General features: G+C 57.8%; 23 protein-coding genes and 1 tRNA gene. 11 read left to right on the forward strand and 13 right to left on the reverse strand.

Annotation, left to right across the window (positions count from 1 at the left end; translation table 11 throughout):
* Positions 1-605: 605 nt before the first annotated feature.
* Positions 606-821, reverse strand: coding sequence for a GDCCVxC domain-containing (seleno)protein (locus N6L24_RS13935; protein WP_271845309.1), 216 nt, complete (start codon positions 819-821; stop codon positions 606-608).
* Between the two features lie 7 nt (positions 822-828).
* The gene (locus N6L24_RS13940; protein WP_271845310.1) at positions 829-1,077 is read right to left on the reverse strand and encodes a hypothetical protein; all 249 of its coding nucleotides are present in this window, start codon (positions 1,075-1,077) and stop codon (positions 829-831) included.
* Positions 1,078-1,241: 164 nt separating this feature from the next.
* Between N6L24_RS13940 and N6L24_RS13945 the strand changes: the two genes are divergently transcribed.
* The 7 genes from N6L24_RS13945 to N6L24_RS13975 all read left to right on the forward strand — a co-directional run bounded on the left by N6L24_RS13945 (position 1,242) and on the right by N6L24_RS13975 (position 5,710).
* Positions 1,242-1,631: a MerR family transcriptional regulator gene (locus N6L24_RS13945; RefSeq protein ID WP_271845311.1), complete on the forward strand. Its 390-nt coding sequence runs from the start codon at positions 1,242-1,244 to the stop codon at positions 1,629-1,631.
* 243 nt (positions 1,632-1,874) lie between these two features.
* On the forward strand, positions 1,875-2,156 hold the full coding sequence (locus N6L24_RS13950; protein ID WP_271845312.1) for a hypothetical protein: 282 nt from the start codon (positions 1,875-1,877) through the stop codon (positions 2,154-2,156).
* A gap of 519 nt (positions 2,157-2,675) precedes the next feature.
* On the forward strand, positions 2,676-3,278 hold the full coding sequence (locus N6L24_RS13955; RefSeq protein WP_271845313.1) for a hypothetical protein: 603 nt from the start codon (positions 2,676-2,678) through the stop codon (positions 3,276-3,278).
* Positions 3,265-3,645: a hypothetical protein gene (locus N6L24_RS13960; protein ID WP_271845314.1), complete on the forward strand. Its 381-nt coding sequence runs from the start codon at positions 3,265-3,267 to the stop codon at positions 3,643-3,645. The genes N6L24_RS13955 and N6L24_RS13960 overlap by 14 nt, the downstream gene beginning before the upstream one ends.
* 1 nt (position 3,646) lies before the next feature.
* Complete coding sequence (locus tag N6L24_RS13965) at positions 3,647-4,237, forward strand: hypothetical protein (RefSeq protein ID WP_271845315.1); 591 nt, start codon at positions 3,647-3,649, stop codon at positions 4,235-4,237.
* Positions 4,227-5,006: a terminase large subunit domain-containing protein gene (locus tag N6L24_RS13970; protein WP_271845316.1), complete on the forward strand. Its 780-nt coding sequence runs from the start codon at positions 4,227-4,229 to the stop codon at positions 5,004-5,006. Before N6L24_RS13965 ends, N6L24_RS13970 begins: the two co-directional genes overlap by 11 nt.
* A complete protein-coding gene (locus N6L24_RS13975) occupies positions 4,991-5,710 on the forward strand; it encodes a hypothetical protein (protein ID WP_271845317.1) in 720 nt (239 codons plus the stop codon). The genes N6L24_RS13970 and N6L24_RS13975 overlap by 16 nt, the downstream gene beginning before the upstream one ends.
* A gap of 7 nt (positions 5,711-5,717) precedes the next feature.
* On the opposite strand, the gene N6L24_RS13980 is transcribed toward N6L24_RS13975, so the two are convergent.
* The 7 genes from N6L24_RS13980 to N6L24_RS14010 all read right to left on the reverse strand — a co-directional run bounded on the left by N6L24_RS13980 (position 5,718) and on the right by N6L24_RS14010 (position 12,505).
* The gene (locus tag N6L24_RS13980; protein ID WP_271845318.1) at positions 5,718-8,000 is read right to left on the reverse strand and encodes an AAA family ATPase; all 2,283 of its coding nucleotides are present in this window, start codon (positions 7,998-8,000) and stop codon (positions 5,718-5,720) included.
* Positions 8,001-8,218: 218 nt separating this feature from the next.
* Positions 8,219-8,539 carry a hypothetical protein gene (locus N6L24_RS13985; protein ID WP_271845319.1) on the reverse strand — a complete coding sequence of 107 codons (321 nt, stop codon included), beginning with the start codon at positions 8,537-8,539 and terminating at the stop codon, positions 8,219-8,221.
* On the reverse strand, positions 8,532-9,155 hold the full coding sequence (locus N6L24_RS13990) for a hypothetical protein (RefSeq protein WP_271845320.1): 624 nt from the start codon (positions 9,153-9,155) through the stop codon (positions 8,532-8,534). The genes N6L24_RS13985 and N6L24_RS13990 overlap by 8 nt, the downstream gene beginning before the upstream one ends.
* On the reverse strand, positions 9,152-9,841 hold the full coding sequence (locus tag N6L24_RS13995) for a hypothetical protein (RefSeq protein WP_271845321.1): 690 nt from the start codon (positions 9,839-9,841) through the stop codon (positions 9,152-9,154). The genes N6L24_RS13990 and N6L24_RS13995 overlap by 4 nt, the downstream gene beginning before the upstream one ends.
* A 320-nt stretch (positions 9,842-10,161) precedes the next feature.
* A tRNA-Thr gene (locus N6L24_RS14000) sits at positions 10,162-10,237 on the reverse strand.
* A gap of 88 nt (positions 10,238-10,325) precedes the next feature.
* Positions 10,326-11,777: a sensor histidine kinase gene (locus N6L24_RS14005; RefSeq protein ID WP_271845322.1), complete on the reverse strand. Its 1,452-nt coding sequence runs from the start codon at positions 11,775-11,777 to the stop codon at positions 10,326-10,328.
* Positions 11,774-12,505 (reverse strand): response regulator transcription factor, encoded by a 732-nt coding sequence (locus tag N6L24_RS14010; RefSeq protein ID WP_271845323.1) that lies wholly within the window; start codon positions 12,503-12,505, stop codon positions 11,774-11,776. The genes N6L24_RS14005 and N6L24_RS14010 overlap by 4 nt, the downstream gene beginning before the upstream one ends.
* 223 nt (positions 12,506-12,728) lie before the next feature.
* Here N6L24_RS14010 and N6L24_RS14015 point away from each other — a divergent pair, with 223 nt between their 5' ends.
* The 4 genes from N6L24_RS14015 to N6L24_RS14030 are packed head-to-tail and all read left to right on the forward strand — an operon-like array spanning position 12,729 to position 16,892.
* A complete protein-coding gene (locus N6L24_RS14015; RefSeq protein ID WP_271845324.1) occupies positions 12,729-13,973 on the forward strand; it encodes an ABC transporter substrate-binding protein in 1,245 nt (414 codons plus the stop codon).
* Between the two features lie 54 nt (positions 13,974-14,027).
* Positions 14,028-14,900 (forward strand): carbohydrate ABC transporter permease, encoded by an 873-nt coding sequence (locus tag N6L24_RS14020; protein WP_271845325.1) that lies wholly within the window; start codon positions 14,028-14,030, stop codon positions 14,898-14,900.
* Entirely contained in the window at positions 14,893-15,789 is an 897-nt protein-coding gene (locus N6L24_RS14025) for a carbohydrate ABC transporter permease (protein ID WP_271845326.1), read from the forward strand. Before N6L24_RS14020 ends, N6L24_RS14025 begins: the two co-directional genes overlap by 8 nt.
* Before the next feature lie 5 nt (positions 15,790-15,794).
* The gene (locus tag N6L24_RS14030) at positions 15,795-16,892 is read left to right on the forward strand and encodes an ABC transporter ATP-binding protein (RefSeq protein ID WP_271845327.1); all 1,098 of its coding nucleotides are present in this window, start codon (positions 15,795-15,797) and stop codon (positions 16,890-16,892) included.
* A 58-nt stretch (positions 16,893-16,950) separates the two neighbouring features.
* On the opposite strand, the gene N6L24_RS14035 is transcribed toward N6L24_RS14030, so the two are convergent.
* From N6L24_RS14035 to N6L24_RS14050, 4 genes are read right to left on the reverse strand one after another with little or no spacing between them, the layout of a single operon-like run.
* Positions 16,951-18,234 (reverse strand): MFS transporter, encoded by a 1,284-nt coding sequence (locus tag N6L24_RS14035; protein WP_271845328.1) that lies wholly within the window; start codon positions 18,232-18,234, stop codon positions 16,951-16,953.
* A 16-nt stretch (positions 18,235-18,250) separates the two neighbouring features.
* Complete coding sequence (locus tag N6L24_RS14040) at positions 18,251-19,219, reverse strand: zinc transporter ZntB (RefSeq protein ID WP_271845329.1); 969 nt, start codon at positions 19,217-19,219, stop codon at positions 18,251-18,253.
* Between the two features lie 60 nt (positions 19,220-19,279).
* Positions 19,280-23,086, reverse strand: coding sequence for a translocation/assembly module TamB domain-containing protein (locus N6L24_RS14045; protein ID WP_271845330.1), 3,807 nt, complete (start codon positions 23,084-23,086; stop codon positions 19,280-19,282).
* On the reverse strand, positions 23,086-24,882 hold the full coding sequence (locus N6L24_RS14050) for an autotransporter assembly complex protein TamA (RefSeq protein ID WP_271845331.1): 1,797 nt from the start codon (positions 24,880-24,882) through the stop codon (positions 23,086-23,088). Before N6L24_RS14050 ends, N6L24_RS14045 begins: the two co-directional genes overlap by 1 nt.
* Positions 24,883-24,934: the final 52 nt, after the last annotated feature.

Consider the following 24,934-nt stretch of genomic DNA (forward strand, 5'->3'; position numbering starts at 1 on the left):
GTTAGTTTCATCAGTACACGCTTTGCTCCGCAGGACTTGGACTTCGTTTCTTCAGTCAATTTCATCATGGCGTTCCTCCTTATATTTGCGTTCAAAATTAGTAGAACGCTGAGAAGAGCGACCAAAACTAGCGCAGCCGCAGGATTCGAACCTGCCCCGACCACCGAAGATCGAGTTGCCGCCAAAGTAGATCGCCGCAGGAAGGCAATCAAGGGTAAATACATGCAATGCAGGGATTACAAGGCAGCGTAGGTGTCTGAAAACATTAGTTGGTTGGTTGGATACGGTCGCCGACCAACCAACTAACTTTTCCCTCTAAAGTAAACCACATGTAATCGCTGCATTGCCTGTAAGGGTTGCGGGGGAGCCATGGCATCTCTGGGTGATCTCCCGTCGCAATCTCCGCCCGCTTGTTGCGAGATGGTCGCTACTGGCCCGATAATTACCGTCCTACTGATGCCATATCAGTGGGGCTACCGGTAGCAGCGTCATGGCAGCAAGTGGTTTGGCTGCACTGCTGCGGAAGTTTCAAACGCTATTTCAAACACCGACGAATTGGTGAGTGATAAGGTCAGACTCGGAAGGCTAAAACTGACCTTTTCCGCTTACCCGCAACAACTATCACCTAGCTGGATTGGCGGGCACGGAACCGTGGCATAGGAGCAGTACACACAGCAGTCACCTTCCAACGGCTTCAACACCGCGTTGCACGACTTGCACTCGTAGAACCACTGGCAAGCATCTGTTGGCATTTCTTCGGTTTCGCTGTGCCCACAGTTTGGGCAAGTCAGCGTGCTTTCAAGCACTACGGTTTTGTCCATCTTTGCCTCACATCTGCATAATCAAGAAGTCGTTGATCCGGGTCTCATTGAACACGACAACCCATGCCAATCCGGTCATAGCGGTCGTTCCCCAAAGCCACCATTTCAACTTTGGCAATGAACCGCGCTGATAAGTCACCAGCCAAGATACCGCGACAAGTGCGGTTGAAATCGCCAGCACATAAAAGCTTGCTGCTGCAATCTTACCAAAGATCGCTAACCAGCTACCGCCCAGTCCTAGCAGCATCATTGTCATGGGCATTACACAGCACGTCGCAACGCCAAGCGCGGACAGAGATCCTATGTAACTGAGGCTAAGGTATTTCTGCATTTCATTCCTCGGGTTGTGATTGTTGCCACATCAGTTCAATCATCTATAACTCCTGTAGCAGACTACAGGATCAAGGTAGGAAATCTCACATGTTTGCGATTGGCGAAGCATCACGACAAAGCGGCGTCGGTATTGAAACTATCCGCTACTATGAACGTGAAGGGATCGTGCCAAAGCCGGAGCGGGCATCAAATAACCGACGCATGTACTCCACACACGATATTGGGCGGCTTTGCTTCCTAAAGAAGTGCCGTGACTTGGGTTTTCCGCTTGCCGACGCGAAAACGCTCCTTGGACTGTCCGAAGGCGATAGCGAGGATTGCCAATCCGTTAAGGACTTGGCCGAACACCACGTTCTCAATGTACGCGAAAAGATAAGAAAACTTAGGCGTTTGGAAGCGGCATTGACTGAACTTACGGCCAACTGTGACAGCGGGAACGTCTCTTGCCCAATGCTCTCCCAGCTAAGAGCGGTCTAAAAGTAGTCTGGACCTACGTTGCCAAATTCACGGGTTGCCATTTGGCATCGTCAGTACCTAAATCCCCCACCCCTCCACCTAATTATTCGGAACATCACCCCAAAGCTAGGTGATACACAATAGTCGCTGGGTTTGCGGTGTGCCGGTGAAAACGCGCCGCACTCGCGCGCACTCGGTGACCCAGTGGGCTGCCTCCTTTCGGCCTTGCCTGCCGGGTGCGCGCTCAACACAGAGAGGTTCCAAATGCCCGCCCACTACCTGACCCTGCGCGCCACAATCGACAAGTACGACACCGTGACGATTGAAGGCACCAACAACGCCTCGACCTTCGATCTCAAGGTGCCCAAAGGCATCGACTTGGCTGACGACATCGCCGCCACACTGAACGTCGGGCAAGGCAACATATACCGCGACACCTACGCCGTACTGACCAATGACCGTGGATGCGTCGTGAAGGTCGGAGACGGGACGTTCATGATCCCGTGGCAGCGCATCACCGACGTGGTTTCACAACTCCGGGCATGATACCGAGCGAACGCCCACAATCGCCCGAAGCGGCCCTTGTGACGGCAATCATTATGCAGGCATACCGCGACCTGTTCATGAGCGTTCGGACAGACGCAACCTCATCCTTCACAGGACGGGCCGACCAAGATCAGGCCATGTCTTTCCTGACGGATCGAACGGGTGCGCTCGCGCGGCAACGCAATCACCTATGCAGCTTGATCGGCTGGGACGGCGATGTTCTGGCTGAGCGCATTCGCGCCATGATGGAGGGTGACGACTTTCCAATCTCACCGGACTGCACGCCAGCGATCAGAAGTCGTCACGCACAAGCCGTCGAGACAATTCGCGCGCGCTGGCGGTACCTAAAAAACCCGCCCAAACAACCCACTCCACCTAATTCTGCCGGTCGGCGATCTGAGGCAGCCCCATTGAATTCGAATGTGAACGCAACGGTGTGCGACGTTCCTGTCTAATCCAATTCGGATGAGCGCGACGCCCACCAAAGCGTCGCGTTCATTTATTGGAAAGGACGAGATCGTGACGGACGACACCACGGCTGCATTGCAAGCCCTCATCAAGCAGGTCGAAACCCTCACCACCACGGTGACGGATCAGGCAAAACGCCTCGACGGCCTGCACGACTTCAACACCCGCATTTTGGACGAAAAGAAAGACCTGCAGCGCAAGCTCGCGACCAAACCTGATGGCAAGACCGACGCTGAGATGGAAAAGCTCGGTTTAGAGCGGGGTTCAGACGGCAATTGGTATCCCAAGGGAACGGGCCCGACCCACAGTCTGACGCGCGCAGAGGCGCGTGATCCGCACAAGTATCGCGAGGCCAAAGCGGCCGCCGAGAAAGCGGGTGCGACATTGCAAATCATCGACCCGGATGCGCCCGAAGATGCACATCGCCGTGGCCGTCCCGACACCGCAACATCACGCACCACGGTTATCAAAGACGAGGATACACGCCGCGCCTATGTGCGCCGCGATATGATGGGATCGTCCGAGTTTCAGGCGCAGTATCGGAAACTTCGTGAGGACGGTTTTACGCCTGTCTCATGGGATCAGCCGGACGAATTGCCCCAGCATATGCAGACGAAGTTTGCGCTGATGGAGAAATCCCATGACGCCCACTGATCGCGCCTGCCTGCAATATGCGGTCCACGTCGCGCTTGGCTTGGATCATGCCTACGTCACACCGGATGGCGCGTGCGTCATGGTCGATTCAATTGACCGGTTCGACCCGTCAAGCAATCCGCTTGATGCCGTTATCACGACGCTTGCCCAGATGATGAAGCTCCATCTTGGCGGCGTCGGGTTTGGAGAGTTGCGCAACGACCTCCTGCGGTCGGGCGTGCGGGAACAGTTCGCAAATCGCGTTCATGATCATCTGGTCGATGTCTCCGTTGAGGAATGGGCGGCGCTCCGCGCCCGCATCCGTTGGTATGGCGACGATACGGGCGAACCGTTGCCCGCCTCAACCGAAGTTCAAGGTGAGTCCTGAAATGGCTGGCAACAAGGGCAGCGGTCGCCCCAACACGATCAACATTCACCCCGAGAAGAAGACGATCATCAAGCAGATCGTTCTCGGAGAACACGGCATGCCCGGAGGCATGTCGAAGGCGGCAGTAGCACGCCGGATCGGCTTGTCACCTGAAACGATCACCCGATATCGCAAGGATCATATCACCGAAGAAATGGTGCGGGCGATCTTGGCCGATGCGCGGATTGAGAAGGTCGAAGCTGACACCGAAATCCTGAACGACGAGCGCATGGACGTGGCTCGAACCTACGAGTCACTGGCGCGGCGGGTCGAACGGCTCATCACCAAAGCCGAGGAAAACGAAGACGACGGGTTTGCGCTCGCCGCGATGGAGGGGTTGCGCAAGGTATTGCGCGACATCGCGACCATGCACGGCAAGATGGCGACTGACCTGTCTGTGTCGGTCACGCTTTCGGAGTCACCTGAATGGGTCACGCTCAAGCAAATCATCCGCGATGTCTGCGATGAGGTGCCCGACGCCCGCGAACCGTTTCTGCGCCGGATGCGCCACCATGTTCTGTCTGTCAGTCAGGAGAACGGCGATGCCATTTGACGCCCTACATGACTGGTGCGTTGGCCTCGAACGCGATCTGAACCCGTCAGCGCGCCTCGCCCATTGGATCGGGCATGATCCTGACCCGTGGCAGATCGAGGCGTTCACAACGCAGTCGTCCGAGATCGCACTGCGTGTAGGTAGGCAGGCGGGCAAGACATCCGTTCTCGCTGCGCGCGCCGTCGAGGAATTGCACGTCCCTGAGTCATTGACCATCTGCGTTGCACCGGCGGAACGTCAGGCGAAGATCATTGCCCGCGAAATCGGGCAACAACTTCGGCGTACGGATTTGGTCATCACGAGATCGACCCTGACTGAACTCGAAATGTCGAATGGTGCCCGCGTTGTCGCACTGCCGTCCACGTCGGACACAATCCGTGGGTATCCGTCGGTGTCGCTGCTGATCATCGACGAATGCGCCTTCCTTCAAGGTGAAGGTGGCGGCGAAGACTTGATCTCGTCTGTACTGCCGATGCTGACGCAGAACGGACAGGTGTTTTTCAGCAGCACGCCCGCTGGCAAGAACAACTACTTCGCGCGGTTGTTCCTCGATGCAAAACCCGGTGACGGCATCCACCGCATCGTCGTGCGCGGGACAGATATTCCGAGGCTGGCGGAGAAGGTTGAAAGGATGCGCCGCACGCTATCCGCGACGAAATTCAGGCAGGAAATCTTGGTCGAAATGCTGGCCGACGGTCAGGCGTATTTCGACCTTTCAATCATTGAACAAGCGACAAGCAAGGAGGGCGCAATATGTCCGAAGCTCTAAACCTGACCTACATGCCGGACGGGCGTGTGATCAACGAAACCAACAATGACCCCGCAATAGAGCGCGTTACCGGATTTTCGACCTATTGGGTTGCAGCAGACCTTGGGCAAGCGAACGACTATTCGGCGGTCGTCGTGATCAAAGACGAGGCGCTGCCGATTGTGGACAGCGGCAAGGTGATCGTTGGGCCACGGCAGCGGACAGTCGTCTATGCGGATCGGTTTCGTGGTATTTCTTATGTCGATGTGGTCGACCACCTGATCAAGGTGCGCAACGCCCCGCCCTTCGGCGGCAAGTCGGAACTTGTCATCGACGGCACGTCTATTGGTCGGGTCGTATCGGACATGCTCTGGGACCAAGGCGTCCGCCACAACGCGGTGCAGATGACGGGCGGACAAGATTGGACGAAAAAGAGTTCTCGCTATGTCAACGCGGGCAAAACTTTCATGATTGAAAACCTAGCCGTGCTGCTCGCCTCAGGCGACATCAAGTTCGCGCACGACCTGCCACTGCGCGACGAGATCGAAACCGATCTCGCCTCGTTTTCAGTTCACACAACGGCGGCTGGCAATCAGATCATCACGCAGTCACGTTCGGCCGCCGGTCACGGCGATCTCGGCATCGCCTTGATCGTTGGTGCATTCGCGTCCCAATACCTCAAGCCGCAGAAAATCCTTGTCAGTACGTTGCGAGGTTGGTGCTAAAATCATGTCAGCGCCTTGAGATAAACCGAACTGTACGTTCAGCGAAGTCAGTTAATTCGGTTTCATTGATGGTTTCCGTTTCCCAAGCCGGGTTAGCGTCGTGGTGAAACCGATTAGCATAATCCTTCAAAGCTCTTAGCTCATTTGTATCGTTCGTTGAAAGGATTGCCCCCGGACTTTGATCGCATCTACCAAGGAATGGCCCCAGAAGTTGCCCCGGCGGAAACTCGCTTGGGTATGCAACCCGCATGAAAGCTTCCAGTGCTGGCCTGAGCGCCTCAGCAACCTTGCGCTCAACATTTGCACCGCCGGATTGAACGTATCCTGCAATCAGTTCGTAGCGCTTGTCATGCTCGGTAATGCTATCATTTCGTACGTCCCAATCGACAATTTCGCTGCCGCTAGCAGCCCGAGAAAGACGATAAGCAGAACGATCATTGGTGCTAGCATCTTCCCACAGCGCGCATAAGAAAGGTTTGGAATGGGAGAGGACGATCATTTGCTTTACCTTCGAGTATAGGTTGCGCATTTCCTGTCGTGTTCTGAGTGTACGGTGCTCGTCGAGGCTCGTCATCGGATCGTCGATCACCACTATTTTCTGTGCTAAATTAGGATCTTGATCCAGTGAGGCGAAGAAAAACGCCAGCGCTAAAGTGTTACGATCACCCGCACTCAGTGTATTGCGAAAAGACGGACCGCTGGAAGCGGTGACATTCACGTCCTGCTGATTGATCACGACACAATAGGACGCAGATGATCCAGCGCGACTATTGACCGATTTCAGTTTGCCTAACCGGAATGAAGCATTGAACCTCGAAAGGAAGTCATTGATGGCGACTTCATAAGTCGGGAAAATCTGCTGGCGGTAGTTGTCTAACGCTGCCCGCGCTGTGTCTCGTTGCCCTTCCGTCGCCGACTTGGCGCTTTTTTCGCTCAAGTATTCGGCACAGAGATCAACTACCGAAGGCTCAAAGCGAGCTTTGCGGGCTGTCAGCTTGGCAAGATCATTTTGAAGGGCCGAGATTTCATCCGCTGCCGATTGTTCTTTCACGATATCAATCGCCTCATTGCAGTCGACAAGCTGATCTGACAACGCAGTAATTTCGCGGATACGGCGCCTATATGTCTGGATCGCGCTCACGGTATCTGGTGATAAAACTAACGCTTCCAAAGGCGATGCAGCTTTGTCCCGCAAAGTCTGCAAGACTGCTTCTCGAGCTGCTTTCCAGTCGCGAGAGATTGCAGCAGTATCGACCGAAATTTCGGGGAGCTCTGCAAAATCCTTCCAGAACTCATGCGTCTCCACAGCGGTGCGAATGCTGCGCTCAAATGCAGCGGGGACATCACCTCCGTGGGTGTCCCGAACACCAATTCCAGTTTTCCGGATTGTTGCTTTTAGGTCTTTGTAGGCATCGCTAAAGTAAGCTTGGTAATGCGCGATAAGGCTCGAACCGGCTAAATCTTGGGCGCAGAACGGGCATGTATCGTTTCCAGTTACATGCGAAACCGCTGCCGTATGAGCCATACCTTCAGAGACCCAAGCTTCGCCATTGCCGGCCAATGATCCCAAGTGAGCACGAACCTGATTTGCCGCGTCTAATTGTAGATCATCCAACATCCGCCCAAGAACGTCATTGATTGCCTCAATGTCGAAGTCAGGCAAACTTAATTGAGCAAATCCCGAACGCTGCCGGATTGCATCGGCTGCGCGAGCCGCAGCCAATCGACGCTGGGCGTCTTCAATTTTGGAGTCTATGTTTGAATCAGCCTCCAACTCGCAAAAATCGGCAACGTTGAATGGTCCCCTTGCGGTTGCAGGTATGGCATCCCCTTTTTCGCGCAAGCTTTTGTTGTGGGTGTCGATCTTCGCCACAAGCATTTGAAGTTGCATGTTTAGCGTGACGCCTTGTGCGCCAAGTATCAATTCGTGAAGGTTTTGCTTGTGCGATGTAACCAAGTCGATGCCTGAGCAGACGTTGGCTGCGACGAAAGCATCATCGAAAATCGCGATTTCGGGAAGTGCCTGAGACCACGCCCCGTTTTGGAAGGTGATAGCTTGCCCACCATTCCTGACGACAATATGCGGCGGATGTTGTGCACTAAGCCGTTGGCGCTCCATAACTAGCGAAGGATCGTCTAACGAAAGTGAGCGCAGAATGGCGGCAATCGTAGTTTTGCCACGCCCGTTTTCCGCATAGATCAGGGAAAGGGGGGTTAGCCCAACACTTGCGCCCGGTGCTACTGAGTCAAACTGACCAATGTTCCTAAGTAGGTTGAAGCCTTCGATCATTATTTTTTCCGCTAAATCGAGTCGTCTGAAAATTCAATTTTGTCGCCTACAGTTAAATCCATTCAGCGCCTTGTCGGCAAGCAACAATACACGCGAAGCGTGCGCTCCAATCTCGATTTCGGAACCGTACAGAAGGGCCTACTTCTTTTCTTCTGCACAACACTCGGCTGAGTGTCGTCAACAACGCGAGTACACCCGCGCAGCTACGCCACAGTTTATCATACTGCCAGCGCTTCCCCTGTGGGATGAATTGTACCCAAATACCCAACGAATGTATGCCCTGCGTTGCTTTTGAACGCATGGCCGACACTGCGTAGGTCGCATTGGCGCACGACTGCGGATGCTTGGCTGCTTGCAACCAAATAAAACCGTTCTTCATTATGCACTTCGAGAAAGCTCTTGCCGTCTCCGAAGGATTTCGCGTTAAGTACCTGGCTGATTGCTTCCCAAAGAATGAAACCTTCACCCTTTATGCGGTGGTCTTTTGGCTTCTTTGAAAACAGTTTCCACAGGTCATCCTCGGTTGCGATTTCAGTCATCAGGCGGCCCTTTCGGTTGTTGAGGGCGTCTTGCAATGCGCTCGCGCAGTACACACCGATAGTGGGAGTCGTTCACGCGGAACGGCTGCATGGCATTCTCAACGACTTTCGCAATCCGTTTTTCGGTTTGCTCGACATCGACAGGTTCATCGGTTCGGCGTTTTCGGATCGTAATGATGACCTCTGTTTCGGTTACACGAACAGGATCGTCTATCCACCCAGCATCGCGCAATTCTACAGGTAAGAGAAACTTTGCGGCTTCTGCCTCCTTGATCTCTTCACGCTGTTGAGCCGCCTCAGCTTTCGCGAGAACCTCCGTACAAGGCAACAGCGCCTCGTCAATCTCTCCGGTTTCGGCAAATCGCTCTTTCGCTGTCTGCTGCTGCTCAAGGCGTTGCTGGGCGCGGACCTTCTCATGGCGCAGGGCAATTAGCCGCTGCTCGGCACAAAAAATCTGCTCGTCCAGTTTGGCGACCTCTTGCTCGGTTTCGTCAATCGCGGGCTTAAACGGATCATCAAGGTTGTAGTTGGTTGTCCCCTCGACCATGCGCTTAAGCACATCAGCACCCGTTGAGCCATCCGGGTGAAAAAGCAATCCGTCGGCAACGGTTTTCATGACGAGACCCTTTGTCTTGAAACCGCTATGCCGCGAATATTCTCTCCTTTGAACAACAAGCGCGAATGGTCGCCGTCGTGGACAAATTTGATTTCAGATGCGGCTTTCAGGACGTTCAGTAACGTAGCTTGTCCAAAAGCAACCTCACGCCCCGAATGCGTTTCGATGCGGAGTTCAGTGTCCGGGCGGTTGTCGAAGATACCTCCGGCGATGCGATCTGGGTACACTGTCAGAAGTCCTTCGTTGCCCCGAAGGGGTTTGAAGGAAAAGTGACCGACAACCTGCGCCCGCCAATCTTCATCAATTGGGGTGAAACCTTCCCAATCGTAAGAACCGAACAGATCGGAGAGATCAGAGGATGGGTCGCGCGCATGGCTAAGTGAGAGGCGGTTTCCGTTGTCCCATTTAAGGTCGAGATTTCGCTCAAGAGAGGAATCTCCACTAACTGCCGCATGAGTCGGTGTCGCGCCAAACGCTTTGATAACTCGGCACTGCTTGACCGTCAGCGCGCAGGCAAGATCGCAACTGCCAATGTCGTGTTCGACGATTGTGACATTGTTCGTGGCAATCACCTTGCCGTCGAGCACGTGGGCATACTCGACTTTCGAAAACTTAGGGCTGCGCCCTTTTGCGCTGCCGATGAATTTTGAAGCACGTTCGATGCCTACTAGGAATCGCTCTGGCAAAGCGTGCCACTCTTGAGGCTCTGTAGGCTGCTCAAATGACAGTAGTTCGCCTTGCCACTCCTCTAGAGGCAGCGTGAATGCCCTTTGCGTTACTGGCTCTATGTCTGCAACGTGTTTCAGCGATCACGCCCCCTTTCGCGAGGACGCTATTTCCCATATGTGGCAGCACTTTGGCGCGAATTTGGCGACAGTGGGTGAGTCGAGTGCCCGTTTAAACAAGGCGAGGCACAAATCACCGCGGCGTTTGAAAAACGTTTGAAAATTCGAGGCAGCCGATCTTGGCGCTTTCGAAAAATACGTTTATTTTCAATGATTTGAAGTGGTGCCCCCACACGGACTCGAACCGCGGACCTACTGATTACAAATCAGTTGCTCTACCAGCTGAGCTATAGGGGCACTGCGCGGTGATTTAGACGATGGCGCGGCGCGGTGCAAGAGTGGTTTTGCAGTTTCGCGCATTTGTTCTTGCGGGCGGGTGGCTTTGCTACTGGCGCTGGATTGTAAGGCAGGCGCGCAGGCCGCGGCGACCGTCTTCAAACGACAGCGCGCCGCCATGCAGCCCGGCAATCGTGGCCACGATCGTCAGCCCCAGACCAAAGCCATCGATGGCCTGCGTGTTATCCCCGCGCCGAAACGGCAGCATCAGCTTTTCAATATCCTGCGCGGTATTCTCGCGGCCTTCATCTTCGACAATCACCGTGGCCGTGGTGGCATCACTGGTCAGCGAAACATGCGCGCGGCGGCCATATTTCAGCGCATTGTCGATCAGGTTACTCAGCGCGCGTTGCAGCGAAACGGGCCGCGCGATCACGATGACATCCTGATCCTTGCTCAGAACACCCTGCCCCTGACGCGACATGAAAACCGAGCGTGCGCCCTGCACCACCACATCCTCAACCGGCATCAATTCCACCGCGCGGCCGGTGTCCTGATAATCCGCGACGATGGAATCCACCAAGGCCGTCAGCGACAGCTTGCGCGGGGCTTCGACACTCATTTCAGCGCGCGTATAAGTCAGAACGCTTTCGATCATTTCGGTCATGCGATCAATGTCCGCCTCGAGTTTTTCGCGCAGTTCCGCATCGGCAATCAGCGCACTGCGCAAGCGCAGCCGCGTCGCCGGGGTGCCCAGATCATGGCTGACGCCGGATAGAATGGCGGCGCGGCTTTCAAGCTGCGCGCGCTCCGTCTCAAGATAGCTGTTCACAGCTGCGATGATCTCTTGCAATTCCTGCGGGCCTGCGGCGGCATAGCTCTCCGGGCCGCCAACCCGGCGGCGGCGGCGCAGTTCTTCGGCGAATTGACTGAAATGCGCGGTGGTATTCAGTGTGAGCGTCACGAGCACCCCCGCCGCCAGCACCAGCAGCAGCGCGGCAGGCAAGCGCAGATCTCGCGGGGCGGCCGCGCAGCTCCAGATTTCGTCGCCCCGCAATTCCACCCATGGCGCGCCACCAACGCGGGCCAAGACCACCGGCGCGCTGCAATAGGAGGCGATCAAGCGAAACACCGCGCCGGTGATTTCCGCAGCAGTGTGATTGTCGCGCAGCGACAGCCGCGCCAGCGGATAGGTCAGATCCGGCGACAGGATCACCAAGGTCAGTGGCCGGTGGCGCCCGATGTTCTCGGCATCAACAGAAATCGGCACAATCGTATCTCGCGCGGCCATCGGAGCAATGGAGAGGCGCGCGAAGGCACCGGTTTTGGCCAAAATCTGATCCTCTGCGGGCAATGGCAGCACGTTTGTGCCGGCGGGCACGGCTGTCCCGTCCTGCAGCGCATGGTAAAGTGTGATCCCTGAGGCATAGGCCTGATTGCGAAAATCGCGCCAATTTGCGGTTGATTGCATCCAAAGCCAAGCCGCCGCCGCCCCAATCAGCAGCGCTGCGATCATCAGACTGGGCCCAAGGACCTGAAGGCTGCGCAGGCGGTGCTTCATGTATCGTCAACCGTGACATCTGTTGCCAAAACATAGCCAAAGCCGCGTTCGGTCTTGAGAATGCGAGGGTCTTTCGGCTGGGCCTCGATCTTGGACCGTAGGCGCCCGACCAGCACATCTATCGCCCGGCCCGAGGCCTCTGCAGTGCTTTCCCCTGAAACATCCAGAGCGGCTGCAATTTCCTCGCGCGACAATGGAATATGCGGGTTGGCCAGAAGCGCCTGAAGCAATGCGGTTTCGCGTTTGGACAGGGCCACATGCACGCCCGCCGGCGAAAGCACCTCGTCTCGTTTTGCGTTATAGGTCCAGCCATCAAACCGAAATGTCTTGGTGTTTCGGCGATGCGCCAATGAGGCCGAGCGCCGCGTGCGCGACAGCACCGCCTTGATCCGGGCGAGCAGAAGCTGGGGGTTGAAGGGTTTGGCAATATAATCGTCCGCCCCAACATCATAGCCTGACATGCGCTGATGATCCGCCGACAGCGTTGAAACCATGATAATGGGCACCGCCTGATCGCGCCGCAGGCGGCTGCAAATCTCAAGCCCGTTTTCGTCCCCGAGCATGACATCCAGCAAGATCAGATCAATCCGCCCTTGGGCGAGATGGGCGCGCACCTCTTCTTCGGTGGCAGCAGGCAAAGCAATCACCCCCTGCTGCCGCAAGAATTGGGTCAACATCTGACGCATGTCGGCGTCATCATCCACGACCAGAATCCGGGGAATCGTCACCAGCTCTCCTCCTTGAACGGGCGCAACACGCTTGTCTTGCAGGCAGTTTATGTAACACCATGCAACAAAATCGAGGGGAAAGTAACATCGTGTAACGGCCCGCCCGATTTTCTGCAAAACGCTTATGAAAACAGGCCGCTGGCCTGTTGCGGCACGCCAATGAGATCGCGAAGACTAGGCCCATGCGATCACAGGTGTGATCCGAAATGGGAGGATATCAAAGATGAAATCTTATGTATTGGGTGCGGTTTCGGGCCTGGCCATTGTGGCCTCAACCGCCGCAAGCGCAGGCCCTGAAGCAGAGGTGCTGCACTATTGGACATCCGGTGGCGAGGCAAAATCCGTCGCCGTTTTGCAGGAAGAATTTGCGAGCAACGGTGGCACCTGGACAGATATGCCCGTGGCGGGCGGCGGCGGTGATGCCGCGATGACAGCGCTGCGGGCACGTGTGTTGTCCGGCAACGCGCCGACCGCTGTGCAACTGAAAGGCCCCGCCATTCAGGAATGGTACGAAGAAGGCGTGCTGGCCGATATCACGGCCGTGGCAGAGGCCAACAACTGGGCCGACGTATTGCCCGCCTCGATCGCAGGTCACATGAAATGCGAAGACACCTGGTGCGCCGCGCCTGTCAACGTGCACCGCGTGGATTGGATCTGGGCCAACGCCGACGTTCTGAATGCCAATGGCATCGCGATGCCAACCACCTGGGACGAGTTCAACGCCGCAGCCGAAAAGCTGCAGGCCGCAGGCATCATCCCCTTGGCGCATGGCGGCCAGGCTTGGCAGGACGCCACGGTGTTCGAAGCCGTCGCGCTTGGCATTCTGGGGGCCGATGGCTTCCGCAAAGCCTTTGTTGATCTGGATATAGACACGCTGAAATCTGACGAAATGGTTGCCGTCTTTGACCAGATGCGCACGATGCGCGGCTTCGTGGACGACAACTTTTCGGGGCGCGACTGGAACCTTGCGACCGCGATGGTCATGAATGGCGAAGCGGCCTTCCAGATCATGGGTGACTGGGCCAAGGGCGAATTCCTTGCCGCAGGCAAAGCACCGGGCGAAGATTTCCTATGTGCTTCGACGCCGGGCGAAGGCTTCCTTTACAACGTTGACAGCTTTGCCATGTTTGACGTGGACGGCGATGACAAGAAAGCCGGTCAGGAACTATTGGCCAAACTTGTGGTAGGCCAGAACTTCCAGAAGGTTTTCAACCTCAATAAAGGCTCTATTCCGGCCCGAACCGATGTTTCGCTGGATGAATTTGACAGCTGCGCCCTGCTGTCTGCCGACGATATGCAAGCCAGTTCCGACAGCGGTTCTCTGCTGCCAAGCTATGCCCACGGCATGGCGATGCGCGGCGCGCAAGCCGGTGCGATCACCGATGTGGTGACAGCGCATTTCAACTCTGACATGTCCTCGCAAGAGGCGGTTGAGATGCTGGCGAACGCGGTCGCCAACAGCCTGTAACGCAAGCGCCTGCACGGGTTTTGCGCCTGTGCAGGCACATTTAGGAATATTCCAATGACCAAATGGCTGGAAGAACACACGCCCAAGTTGGTACTGGCCCCCTCCTTTGTGGCGATCATGATATTCGTCTACGGCTTTATCGCCTGGACCGCATGGGTGTCGTTCACGCGCTCGCGGTTGCTGCCAAAGTACGAGATCGAAGGGCTGATCCAATATGAACGGCTCATGGCCTCCCCCCGCTGGGAAACCGCGCTGAACAACCTGTTTGTCTTCGGGGCGCTGTTCATCATCATCGCGATGGTGCTGGGTCTGCTGCTGGCGATCCTGCTGGATCAGAACATCCGCACCGAGGGCGCCATTCGCACCATCTATCTTTACCCAATGGCCCTGTCGATGATCGTGACGGGTACGGCCTGGAAATGGATTTTGAACCCCGGGTTGGGTTTGGAAGCCATGATCAGAGGCTGGGGGTTTGAAAGCTTTACCTTCGACTGGCTGGTGAACCCTGATATGGCGATCTACACGGTTGTCATAGCGGCGATTTGGCAAAGCTCGGGCTTTGTGATGGCGCTGTTTCTGGCTGGGCTCAGGTCGGTTGATCAAGAGATCATTCGTGCCGCGCAGGTGGATGGCATCCCGACTTGGCGGGTCTATACCGCCATTATCATCCCGTCGATGGCCCCGATCTTCCTGTCTGCCTTCATTGTCCTATCGCACCTCGCGATCAAAAGCTTTGACCTGGTGATCGCCTTGACTGGCGGTGGCCCCGGCTACGCCACCGATCTGCCTGCGACTTATATGTACGCCATGGCGTTTTCGCGCGGCGACATCGGACAGGCGGCCAGTTCCGCCATGATCATGATGATGGTCGTTTTCGCCATCGTCGTCCCTTACCTCTATTCTGAATTGAGGTCCAAAGATGACTGATCTTACCCTTACCCCGGTTCAAACGCGGCAATCCCACATCGGCAAAGCCGTGCTGCGCTGGTCGCTGTACATCCTGCTTGGAGTGTTTGCGCTCTTTTATCTCATGCCGCTTTTTGTGATGGTCACAACCTCGCTCAAAAGCTTGGAAGAAATCCGCACCGGCGATCTGGTCGCCCTGCCGCGCGAAGTGACCTTTGAGGCGTGGCGCACCGCATGGTCCAGTGCCTGCACCGGCATCCAATGCGAAGGGGTGCGGCCGTTTTTCTGGAATTCGGTCCTGATCGCGATCCCTGCGGTGACTCTGTCGACCCTGCTGGGGGCGATGAATGGCTATGTGATCGCGCAATGGCGGTTCCGCGGGGCCAACCTGATCTTTTCACTGATGCTGTTTGGCTGCTTTATCCCGTTTCAGGTGGTGCTGCTGCCTATGGCGCGGCTGCTCGGCATGATGGGCATCGCGGGTACCATTCCGGGGCTGATCTTTGTGCATGTGATCTACGGGCTTGGCTTTACCACGCTGTTTTTCCGCAACTACTATGTCTCTATTCCTGCGGAACTGACCAAAGCGGCCAAAGTCGATGGCGCCGGGTTCTTTCGGATCTTCTGGTCGATTTTCCTGCCACTGTCGCTGCCCATCATTGTTGTCACCGTCATCTGGCAGTTTACCCAGATCTGGAACGACTTTCTCTTTGGCGTCTCATTCAGTCAGGCCGGCACCCAACCCGTTACTGTCGCACTCAACAATATCGTCAACTCCACCACGGGCGTGAAAGAATACAATGTGGATATGGCCGCTGCGATCATCGCCGCCCTGCCCACGCTTCTGGTCTACGTCGTCGCTGGCAAATACTTTATCCGCGGGCTGACCGCGGGATCCGTGAAAGGATAAACCCAATGTCTCCGATCCTTGAAATCAGCAATCTTTACAAGAATTACGGATCCACAGAGATCCTGAAAGACATCAATGTGTCGATCAATGCGGGCGACTTTCTGGTGCTAGTCGGCCCATCGGGCTGCGGTAAATCCACCTTGCTCAACTGCATCGCGGGGCTGGAACCCATCACCAGCGGCACGCTGAACATTGGCGGGCAGGATATGACAAATGTCAGCCCGAAAGACCGCGACATTGCCATGGTGTTTCAATCCTACGCACTCTATCCGACCATGTCGGTGGCCAAGAACATCACCTTTGGCATGAAGGTGCGCGGTGTCGATCCGGCGACCCAAGAGCGCAAGCTGCAACAAGTTGCGCAGCAATTGCAGATCGAACCGCTGCTCAAACGCCGCCCGGGCCAACTGTCTGGGGGCCAGCGCCAGCGGGTCGCCATGGGGCGGGCGCTGGTGCGCGACCCCAAGCTTTTTCTGTTTGATGAACCCCTGTCCAACCTTGACGCTAAGCTACGCGTTGAGATGCGCACAGAAATCAAATCCCTGCATCAGAACCTTGGGGCTTCGATGGTCTATGTGACCCACGATCAGATCGAAGCGATGACATTGGCGACCAAAATCGTGGTGATGAAAGGCGGCGTGATTCAGCAGGTCGGCTCCCCCGCTGAAATCTATAATCGCCCGGCCAACCTGTTTGTGGCAGATTTCATGGGCAGCCCGGCAATGAACCTGATCCCCGCCAAAACCCGCTCCAATGGGGATGGCACCCATATCGAAATCGCGCGGCGAGATGGATCGCAAATCGTGTTGAAAGATCGGCGCAACCGCGATCTGCCAGAAGATGTGATTATTGGCGTGCGCCCCGAAGACATCGCCGACCCGGCCCGCGCCAGCAGCAGCGCCGGTCAAGAAGCCGACTGCCTGATCGACGTGATCGAGCCTGCAGGCGCAGACACCTATGCGGTCATGCAACTGGGGGGCAAACATGTTACTGCGCGGCTGCATGCCGAAACCACGGCCACACCGGGCGCAACCCAGCGGCTGAGCTTTGACCTTGGCAAAGTGTCCTATTTCGCGCCCGATACAGGCCTGCGTCTAAACTGAAAATCAGAGACGAATTCAGCAAAAGACCGGCCCTGCGCCGGTCTTTTTATATGTCACGTCAGCCCTGCGGCTCACGCTCATCGGCTGGATACCCTTCGCGATCCTGCCCCTGAAGTTCGGCCTCCTCGGCGGCCATGGCGACGGTTTCAGGTGTCGACACCCGCGCCATGGGAGCGGCCTGAAAACTGCCTTTGTGCTCGGGCGCGGCCTTCAGCTTGATGCGCACCGCCGCAAACAGCACCAGCATCACATGCGCGGCCCCGGTTGTCAGAAACAGGCTGAACTCGCCCAGGCTGCTCATCGCAAAACCGGCGATGGTCGGCCCGATGATCGACCCAATGCCAAACACCAGCAACAGGCCCCCTGACACCTGAATAAAGGTCCCCGGCGCGGCGTGGTCATTGGCATGCGCCACGATGATGGGATACATCGAAAACACCGCCGCACCGAAGACCGCCGACAGCGGCAGCAGCACCGCAGCGGTATCTGCGGCGATGAAAATGAATAGCGCGTCGGCAATCAATGCCAGCACCCCCATGCCGATCAGCACCCAGCGGCGATCCATCTTGTCAGATGCGATGCCCACCGGCACCTGCATCACGGCACCCGCAAGAATGGCGATGCTAACAAACAGCGCCACTTCGGTGATCGGCAGCCCCAGACGCGCCGCGTAAACCGCCGCCATCGTGCCAAAAGAACTGTTGGAAATACCCACCATGAACACCGCAAAAAGCGCAATCGGGGAATTGACCCAAAGACCCTTGAGGTCCAGCGATACATTGGTCAACGGTTTGGGCGTCGACGTGGCGGACATGGCGGTCGGCAACAGCGCCAGACAATAGATAATGGCCGCCAGCACAAAAAAGAAAAATCCGCGCGCATCCCCCAGGATCAGAACCATCTGCCCGGCAGTGGAGGCCGCAAGGTTCACCATTGTGTAAATGCCAAACACCTTGCCCCGCGATTTCGCATCGGCGCGTTCATTGAGCCAGCTTTCCACAATCATCGCCGCCCCAGCGAAGCAAAACCCCGAGAGCGCCCGCACCGGCACCCAAACATAAGGGCTGATCAAGAGAAGGCTCAGCAGAACTGCAATGGCCGCCAAAGCACAGAGGCTGCCAAACGCGCGAATATGCCCGACCCGCGCCACAAGTGCCGGCGTGCGCAGACAGCCCGCGACATACCCCAGCGCCCAGCCGGTGCCCAGCAGACCCAGCGACGCGGCGCTAAATCCTTCGGACTCTCCGCGCACAGGCAAGATCAGCCCGTTAATGCCGCCTGCAAACAGCAAGAAGGCAGAACCGAGCAAAAGGGCCGAAAGCGGCAAAAGGCTTCGTATCATCAGGTCGTCCGTCGCACTAAAGAAGTTTGGTCCATCGGAAAATCAGGAACAGCAGCAGCCCGGTCGCAACCGAGCCAAACGCCAAGATCCAAAAGGCCGCGGGCGTGGCCGTGCCCGGCATGCCCGCCACATTGGCCCCGAATAATCCAGTCAAAAACCCGAGCGGCAAGAAGATCGCCGCCATGATGGACAGAATATAGCTGTTGCGGCTCATCGCTTGCGCGCGCTCAGCGTCAACATGATCCTGCAACGACATCAACCGCTCGCGCAGGGCGTCCAGCTGCTCGACAATGCGCCGGGTTCGGTTGCTGGCCTCGCCGAGTTCCGCCAGCTCATCGGGTGACAAAATCCAATCTCGCAGACCCGCCATCGCGGTAATCGCCTCGCGCTGCGGGTTGAGAAAGCGGCGCAGTTTGATAACGGTCTGGCGCAAGCCGGTCAGATCCGCCCCTGTGGCAGAGGCCCCCTCTAGAACGCGATCATCCAGCGCGTCTGTCTTTTCTTCGAGATCCAACACCACGGTTTCGATGCGATTGGTCAACCCATGCACAAGCGCGACCAGAAACTGTCCGACAGTCTGCGGGGCCGTGCCGCCTTCTGCCGCTTCGCGCAGGGCGTCCATGGCAAAGACTTTGCGCACCCGCGCCGAGACCACCGCGCCCTCTGTCACCCACATGCGCAGGGATACCATATCTTCGGGGCTGGATTGCGGGTTCAGATTCACGCCGCGCAGGTTCAGGATCAGCCCCGCGTCATGTCGTTCACATCGCGGGCGGGTTTCCGGCTGCACCAGCGCCCCAGCGGCGATATCCGGCAGATGCTGATAAGCCCAGCTACGCATCGCCGCATCAGCGACGTCAAAGTGCAGCCAGCGATAGCGATGGCCCGCCTCAGGCACTGGCTGCGGCCAGGCTGCGCTGACGGCTTTGCTGCCGATGTCGGAGATATCATAGGCCGCGATGGGCATGATCTGCGTGGCTATCATGACAGAACCCTAGCGCCAAAAGACAATACAACACAAAGATTTATCGCAGGTGTCACGATGTTAGTAATCGCGCTCAAAAAAGATGCCAAGCCGGGTTTCACCATCTGATCCCACACTGCCGCGCGCGGTGACCGACGGTGTGACCGTGAGGTTGAGATTGATTTCGCTTGTCCCGTCAGATCCCGCCGTCACATCGGTGTAAATGTTCTCGTTGATATATTTGCCAATGCGCACCCCGGTCGCGCCGCTGTCACTAGTGGTGACATCCAGATCATCAAGGCCAAATTCCGTGCGCAACCGGCCGAGCAACCCAGAGCCGCCCCCCGCCAAGGTTTGCACGGCCGCCGCCAATTGCAGCGCCTGCAAAGGTGAAATCTCGCTCAGGTTCCGTTCAAACAACAACAGGGCCAGCACTTCGTCTTCGGGCAATTCCGGAGACGACGTAAAGGTGATGCTCGGCGCAGAGGCAAGCCCTTCGGCCACAATGCGGATGTCAGTGCCCGCGGCCTCGGTGTCTGCAACAAGGCGAATATAGGGGTCCAGCCCACCTTGCAGCTGCGCTGAGCCTTGGCTCAGCACCAGCCGCTTACCCAAGATATCAAGCCGACCACGGATCAGATCAAATCGCCCCAGCGGGATCACATTTGCGCTGGTGCCCGTCAAACGCAACTGCCCGCCCAGTTCCGCATCCAGCCCACGCCCGCGAATAAAGATCCGCGATGGGGCACGCAGCAGAATATCCAGCGGATAGGCGCGCTGTGCGCCACCGGAACCACCCTGCCCGCTAGTCACAAACCCCGCCGCCACGCGAGTCCGGCGCACATCTGCGGGCTCATTTACATGTTGCATATCCGTCAGAACCGCCAGATTGGGCGCGCTGCCGTCGGGGATCTGCAGCTCGGTCGGTCCAAGCTCCAGATTTGCGCTGATCCGCGCGCCGCCCGTCAATGGCCCTGACACATCGGCCTGCCCGCTGATGGTGGTGCTGTAAAGCGCATCGTCGCTCAAGGCGACCGACGCCAAAGTGATCTCCAGATCCGCAGAAAACGGCGCAGAGAGCGCCACTGGTCCGCGCGCGGTCAAACGCCCGCCATCTGTCACCTGCGCCGCGATATCCAGCACGGCCTGCCCACCAGACAGACGGATATCTCCGCTGATCGGGCTGAGCGTGATTTGCTGCGCCGGAATGAACAGCCGCGCATCGGTTGTGCTGACTCGGCCCGATAGCGAAGAGAGCGCCAAAGGCCCTGTCAGCGCAAGATCATAGCTGACCCGGCCCGAGGCGGCATTGGCCCCAATAAAGTTATTCACCAGCGCCACCGGTGCGCCCCCGGTGATCGACAGATTGGCGCCACTCGCGTCTTCGGCCAGGGTGCCGCGCACCTCGGCATTTGTGCCTCCGGGGCCAACTCCCGAAAGATCCAGCCGCCACAGCGCCGCTTGCTGCAGGGCGCGTCCCTGCACAGAGACCGGCCCGGAAAAGCCCGGCGCAAACACACCCAAGTCGCGCAATCGCAGCGCAATATCCAAATCGGTGGTCGGGCCATCCGCATCCCCCGTCACAGTGGCGGTCAGCTCCCGGGTCGTTAGGCGCAGATTTTCCAGCGCAAACACATTGCCCCCCGCCCCACGCAGTTCAGCGGTGATATTGCCAGCCCCAGCCAGCAGTTGGTCAGCAACTGTGCTGCCAATCTGAATGTCGTCCGTGGTGCCATCGAGCGCGAGGACAAAGCGGCGGTCCTGCGGTTCAAACCAGCCCTCCGCGGTCAGCGCGGCAGCGCCCGCCAGATCGCGCTTGGCAAGCGCAGCATAGGGGCGCAGGCTGTCGACCTCGGCGCGGGCATCAAAAACAATACGCTGCAGTATGGTTTCATCAAAGTTCAGCGCGCCGTCTGCCTGCACCACCGCGCCGCCCGGCCCAGTGCCAGAAACTTCGTATTTCCAATTCTCGCCTTCCTGATTGAACTGCCCCGTGACCGTGGCACTGCCGGCAAGACCGAGATCAAGCGGCGCGAGTTCTGTGATCTGCGCCCGCGCAGACAGCAGGCTTGCCCCGGTCGCCAGACGCCCGTTGGCAAAGATATTGGCGGCGTCATTTCGAATGACCAAGCGCGGCACGGTGAGGCCGGTTTCATCACGCTGCGCAGCGAGGTCAAGCGTGCTTTGTCCGGCGATCAGCGGATCAACTTGCGGATGGTTGACCGCCAACCCTAAGGTATCGCCGGTGACCTCAACATCAAATGCGCCACTCAATGGGGCGATGTTTCCCGTGACCGCAAGCTCTGCTCGCCCAGCCAGCAAACGGCCGGCCAAAGCGGAAAATCGCGTCAGGTCATCCGCTTGAAACGCCAGATCTCCGCGCGCCAAAAGATTGAGCGGATCCTCGAGATTGTCGAGCGACACCACCCCAGTCAGCCGGTAATCCGCGCCACGCAGCGCAAGATTGGTCAGCTGAAGGGGCACCGCCTCGGCCCAGGCGAAATCCAGCGTGCCGGTCAGCTCAGTGCCCAAGGCTTCGGCCAGCTTCTCATTGGTCGGCGCAATCTGCGCGATCACAAACTCCGTCGCCCCCAAGACTTGGCTCACAAGGGTCGCGTCGCCCTTTTCAAGCGCGCCTTGCCCGGTCAGTTGCGCACGTCCGATCTTTAAGTCATCGCGCTGCAAGGCATCCAATGCCAAAGTGAACGTCCAACTGTCGCTGACGGCAGCGTCATAGTCAAAATCCAACGCCAGCTGGGTGAGACGTGTTTTCAGGCCGGGCAACGGCAACAAAACAGCGCCGCCCTCGGGGTCTGCAATACGTGTGGTCACGTCGATGACGACCGGCCAGCCTGTCGCGTCCAATGACAGCGCGCCGGCTATCACCATCTCTGCCGTGCGCAGATCCAGCGCGTTGATGGTCAGGCTTTGATCCTGAAACACGGTGCCTGCGACTGTCAGCGCAACGGTATCGCCAAAAAAATCCTGATATTCCGGCAGAAAGACCGGCGCGATATCGCCGCTGATCTCAGCGCTAAAGATCCGTTTCGGGGCCACGACAATCGCCGGATCAGCAGGCGTTTCATCCCCCGGGGCTGCCGGTTCTGTCAGTTGCACGCGGCCCGCCAGGCGCGTTTGCCCATCGGTTGCCAGACGCACGTCTGCGGCATAATCCGACAGTGGACCCGTGCCCTCGATCGACAAGTTGACCGACGGCGCGCCGGGCAGGTTGAGAAGACGCGCAGCGATACCGTCGGCCGCTTCATCCAGCTCAAGCGCAAGCGCCAAGTTGCGGGTGGCATTGGCATAGCTGGCCTGAAAACTTAGTTCAGCCTTTGGCCCATCAATCCGCGCCAGCGAAATATCGGCCGAGCCTTCCCCGTTTGCCAAAGCAATCTCGCCCTCGAGGCTCAGCGCAATTTCATCGCCCAACAGCGGGGCGCCCAGGGTGATTTTCTCGGCCTCAAGTTTGCGAATTTCGATGGCTACCGGCAGCTCGGGCAGGGCAAAAGGCCGCGCCTCCGGACTTGGGGTTGTTGCGCCCTCTGGCGCGGGCAGGCGCGCCAAGACAATTTCTTTTGCGGTCAACTGAGTCACATCCAGACGGCGCGAAAACAGCGCAGAGCGGTCCCAATCCAAAACCACGTCACGCAGGGTCAACCAGATCCCGTCATCATCGGCGATCGTCAACTCTTGCAGGCTGGCCTGTGAACTCAGGGCACCGGAAAACCCGGTGATGCGCACATCGCGGCCCGCAGCGGACAGGTTGTCTTCGAGCAGGCCCTGAAGATAGCTGCGGTCGCGCGCTTCTTCTTGCGTGGATTGCGCCTCTGCGGTGGCAAAAAGCCCCCACAAAAGACACAGCGTCAGGGCAAAAAGCAGGCGCATCAGAACGCCTCCCCAATGCCAATGTAAAACTGCACGCCGCCGCCCGCGTTGCGACGCAAAGGCACCGCCAGGTCAAATCGGATCGGCCCAACAATCGTCTTATAGCGCACGCCCAGCCCAGCCCCGGCGTGCCAATCGCCGCCACCCCAGGTGCTGTCGGCCCCGATGAGGCCCGCATCGACAAATCCGACAAGTCCGAATTTTTCGCCCAGCCCTACACGGACTTCCGCGGAGCCGCCCAAAAAGCTTTCGCCGCCCACGGTGCCACCGCCAGAGGAAATGCCAAGCGACTGATACCCCTGCCCGCGCACGGTGCCGCCGCCGCCAGAGAAATAGAGAAAGTCAGGCGGGACAGACGCACTATCCGAGCTGACCACACTGCCGAGTTGCAAGCGACCGGCGAGCACAACATCACGGGCACCGCCGATCGCGCGATAGGCACGCGCATCAGCATTTAGGCGCAATCCGGTCGCAGCGTCGCGCATTTCGACAAAGGGCGTCGCATCAGCGTAAAGATAATAGCCGTTGGTCGCCGATAGCGGATCATCGCGCGTGTCCCAGGTCGCCGACGCCGGCAAGGTCAGCAGCGAAAATGTCCGCGTGCCCATGGCATCCTGGGTTTCGGAAAACCGCAGGCCGACCCCCAGCTGCGCCTCAAAGGTATCAGAAAAAATCTTAGCCCAAGCGGCCCCAAGTTCGATCCGCGAAGAGGTAAAGCTTGGTTCATCTTCATAAGCCAGCTTGCCTGTGAAGATCGCCTTGGTATCGGTGCCAAAAGCCGCCGGAATTTCAAACCGCCCGTCAATTGTATAGTCTATGCCGCCGGTTTCCCCGGCAATCCCGGCCACCTCAGCATCAAAGCGCAGCCGCTCGGCCCCGCCCAGCAGGTTGCGATGTATCCAGGCCCCGGAGAGTGTCAGCCCCTCGATGGAGGACAGCTCTGCGCCAAACTCAAATCGGCGCGGTTTCTGGTCCGCCACCGTCAGGTTAATATCCATGGTGTTGTTCGGGCCAAGCGTTTCCGCTTCGCGCAGGGCAACAGAAGAAAAGGCCCCCGTGCGCCGCAGGCGGGTTGCCGCTTTGTCCAGCTCGTCTGGCGAAAACACTTCGCCCACAGGCAGGCCCGCGATGCGGCGGATACGGTCGGGCCGCACCGCAGACTCGCGTTGCAACACCAGATTGCCAAACCGCACCTGCGGCCCCGGCGCAAAACTGAGGTCGGCATTCAGCTGCTGACTTGCGTGATTGGCGGTGATGCGCTGCGCCTCAAGGCGTGCTTTGGCGTGGCCCACATCCCGCCAACCGTCCACCCCAGCGTCCGCGGTTTCTTGCAAGACTAGGCTTTCGGCCACAGCGCCACGACGAAACCCCTCTGGCAGTGCGGTGCCGGGCGCCAAAGGCGCGGCGCGGGCGGATCCGAGCCGAAATACCGGGCCGGGCTCCACCTCAACCGAGACTTGCTGAATGACCTTTGGAACAGAAAAGGTTGGGATGGTACTGGCTTCGCGCCCATTAAGCCGGATGCGGATGACCCCAGAGTACCGCCCGCGCCCATAAAGCACGCCAAGCAACCGCGCATAATCGGCCTGACTGGCCGCGAGGATATCTCGCGATGTTTTGCTGATGTCGCCCTGCAACGTTACAACCAATGAGGCGGCGCGCAATTCGTCGCGCAGATCATCATCCGCCCCGCGCACGGTGAAAGACAGCGCGTCATAGGCAAATAGTGGCGCGGCGCAGAGCACGCAGAAAGCTGTGAAAACCAGCGTCAAAACCCGAGGGCGAAATTCAAACACAATACCAGCACCGAATGAGGTGAAACATCACGTGACTATACCTAGCGCGTTC

This window comes from Cognatishimia sp. SS12, from assembly GCF_028369055.1.
GTDB lineage: Bacteria > Pseudomonadota > Alphaproteobacteria > Rhodobacterales > Rhodobacteraceae > Cognatishimia.

Coding starts and splice junctions, on each gene's coding strand:
- N6L24_RS14025 (WP_271845326.1), top strand. CDS start 14,893: ATGACTGATCTTACCCTTACCCCGGTTCAAACGCGGCAATCCCACATC.
- N6L24_RS13940 (WP_271845310.1), bottom strand. CDS start 1,077: ATGACAATGATGCTGCTAGGACTGGGCGGTAGCTGGTTAGCGATCTTT.
- N6L24_RS14045 (WP_271845330.1), bottom strand. CDS start 23,086: ATGCGCCTGCTTTTTGCCCTGACGCTGTGTCTTTTGTGGGGGCTTTTT.
- N6L24_RS13950 (WP_271845312.1), top strand. CDS start 1,875: ATGCCCGCCCACTACCTGACCCTGCGCGCCACAATCGACAAGTACGAC.
- N6L24_RS13945 (WP_271845311.1), top strand. CDS start 1,242: ATGTTTGCGATTGGCGAAGCATCACGACAAAGCGGCGTCGGTATTGAA.
- N6L24_RS14005 (WP_271845322.1), bottom strand. CDS start 11,777: ATGAAGCACCGCCTGCGCAGCCTTCAGGTCCTTGGGCCCAGTCTGATG.
- N6L24_RS14020 (WP_271845325.1), top strand. CDS start 14,028: ATGACCAAATGGCTGGAAGAACACACGCCCAAGTTGGTACTGGCCCCC.
- N6L24_RS14040 (WP_271845329.1), bottom strand. CDS start 19,219: ATGATAGCCACGCAGATCATGCCCATCGCGGCCTATGATATCTCCGAC.
- N6L24_RS14015 (WP_271845324.1), top strand. CDS start 12,729: ATGAAATCTTATGTATTGGGTGCGGTTTCGGGCCTGGCCATTGTGGCC.
- N6L24_RS13960 (WP_271845314.1), top strand. CDS start 3,265: ATGACGCCCACTGATCGCGCCTGCCTGCAATATGCGGTCCACGTCGCG.
- N6L24_RS14035 (WP_271845328.1), bottom strand. CDS start 18,234: ATGATACGAAGCCTTTTGCCGCTTTCGGCCCTTTTGCTCGGTTCTGCC.
- N6L24_RS13935 (WP_271845309.1), bottom strand. CDS start 821: ATGGACAAAACCGTAGTGCTTGAAAGCACGCTGACTTGCCCAAACTGT.
- N6L24_RS14030 (WP_271845327.1), top strand. CDS start 15,795: ATGTCTCCGATCCTTGAAATCAGCAATCTTTACAAGAATTACGGATCC.
- N6L24_RS13975 (WP_271845317.1), top strand. CDS start 4,991: ATGTCCGAAGCTCTAAACCTGACCTACATGCCGGACGGGCGTGTGATC.
- N6L24_RS13985 (WP_271845319.1), bottom strand. CDS start 8,539: ATGACTGAAATCGCAACCGAGGATGACCTGTGGAAACTGTTTTCAAAG.
- N6L24_RS13970 (WP_271845316.1), top strand. CDS start 4,227: ATGCCATTTGACGCCCTACATGACTGGTGCGTTGGCCTCGAACGCGAT.
- N6L24_RS13990 (WP_271845320.1), bottom strand. CDS start 9,155: ATGAAAACCGTTGCCGACGGATTGCTTTTTCACCCGGATGGCTCAACG.
- N6L24_RS13965 (WP_271845315.1), top strand. CDS start 3,647: ATGGCTGGCAACAAGGGCAGCGGTCGCCCCAACACGATCAACATTCAC.
- N6L24_RS13980 (WP_271845318.1), bottom strand. CDS start 8,000: ATGATCGAAGGCTTCAACCTACTTAGGAACATTGGTCAGTTTGACTCA.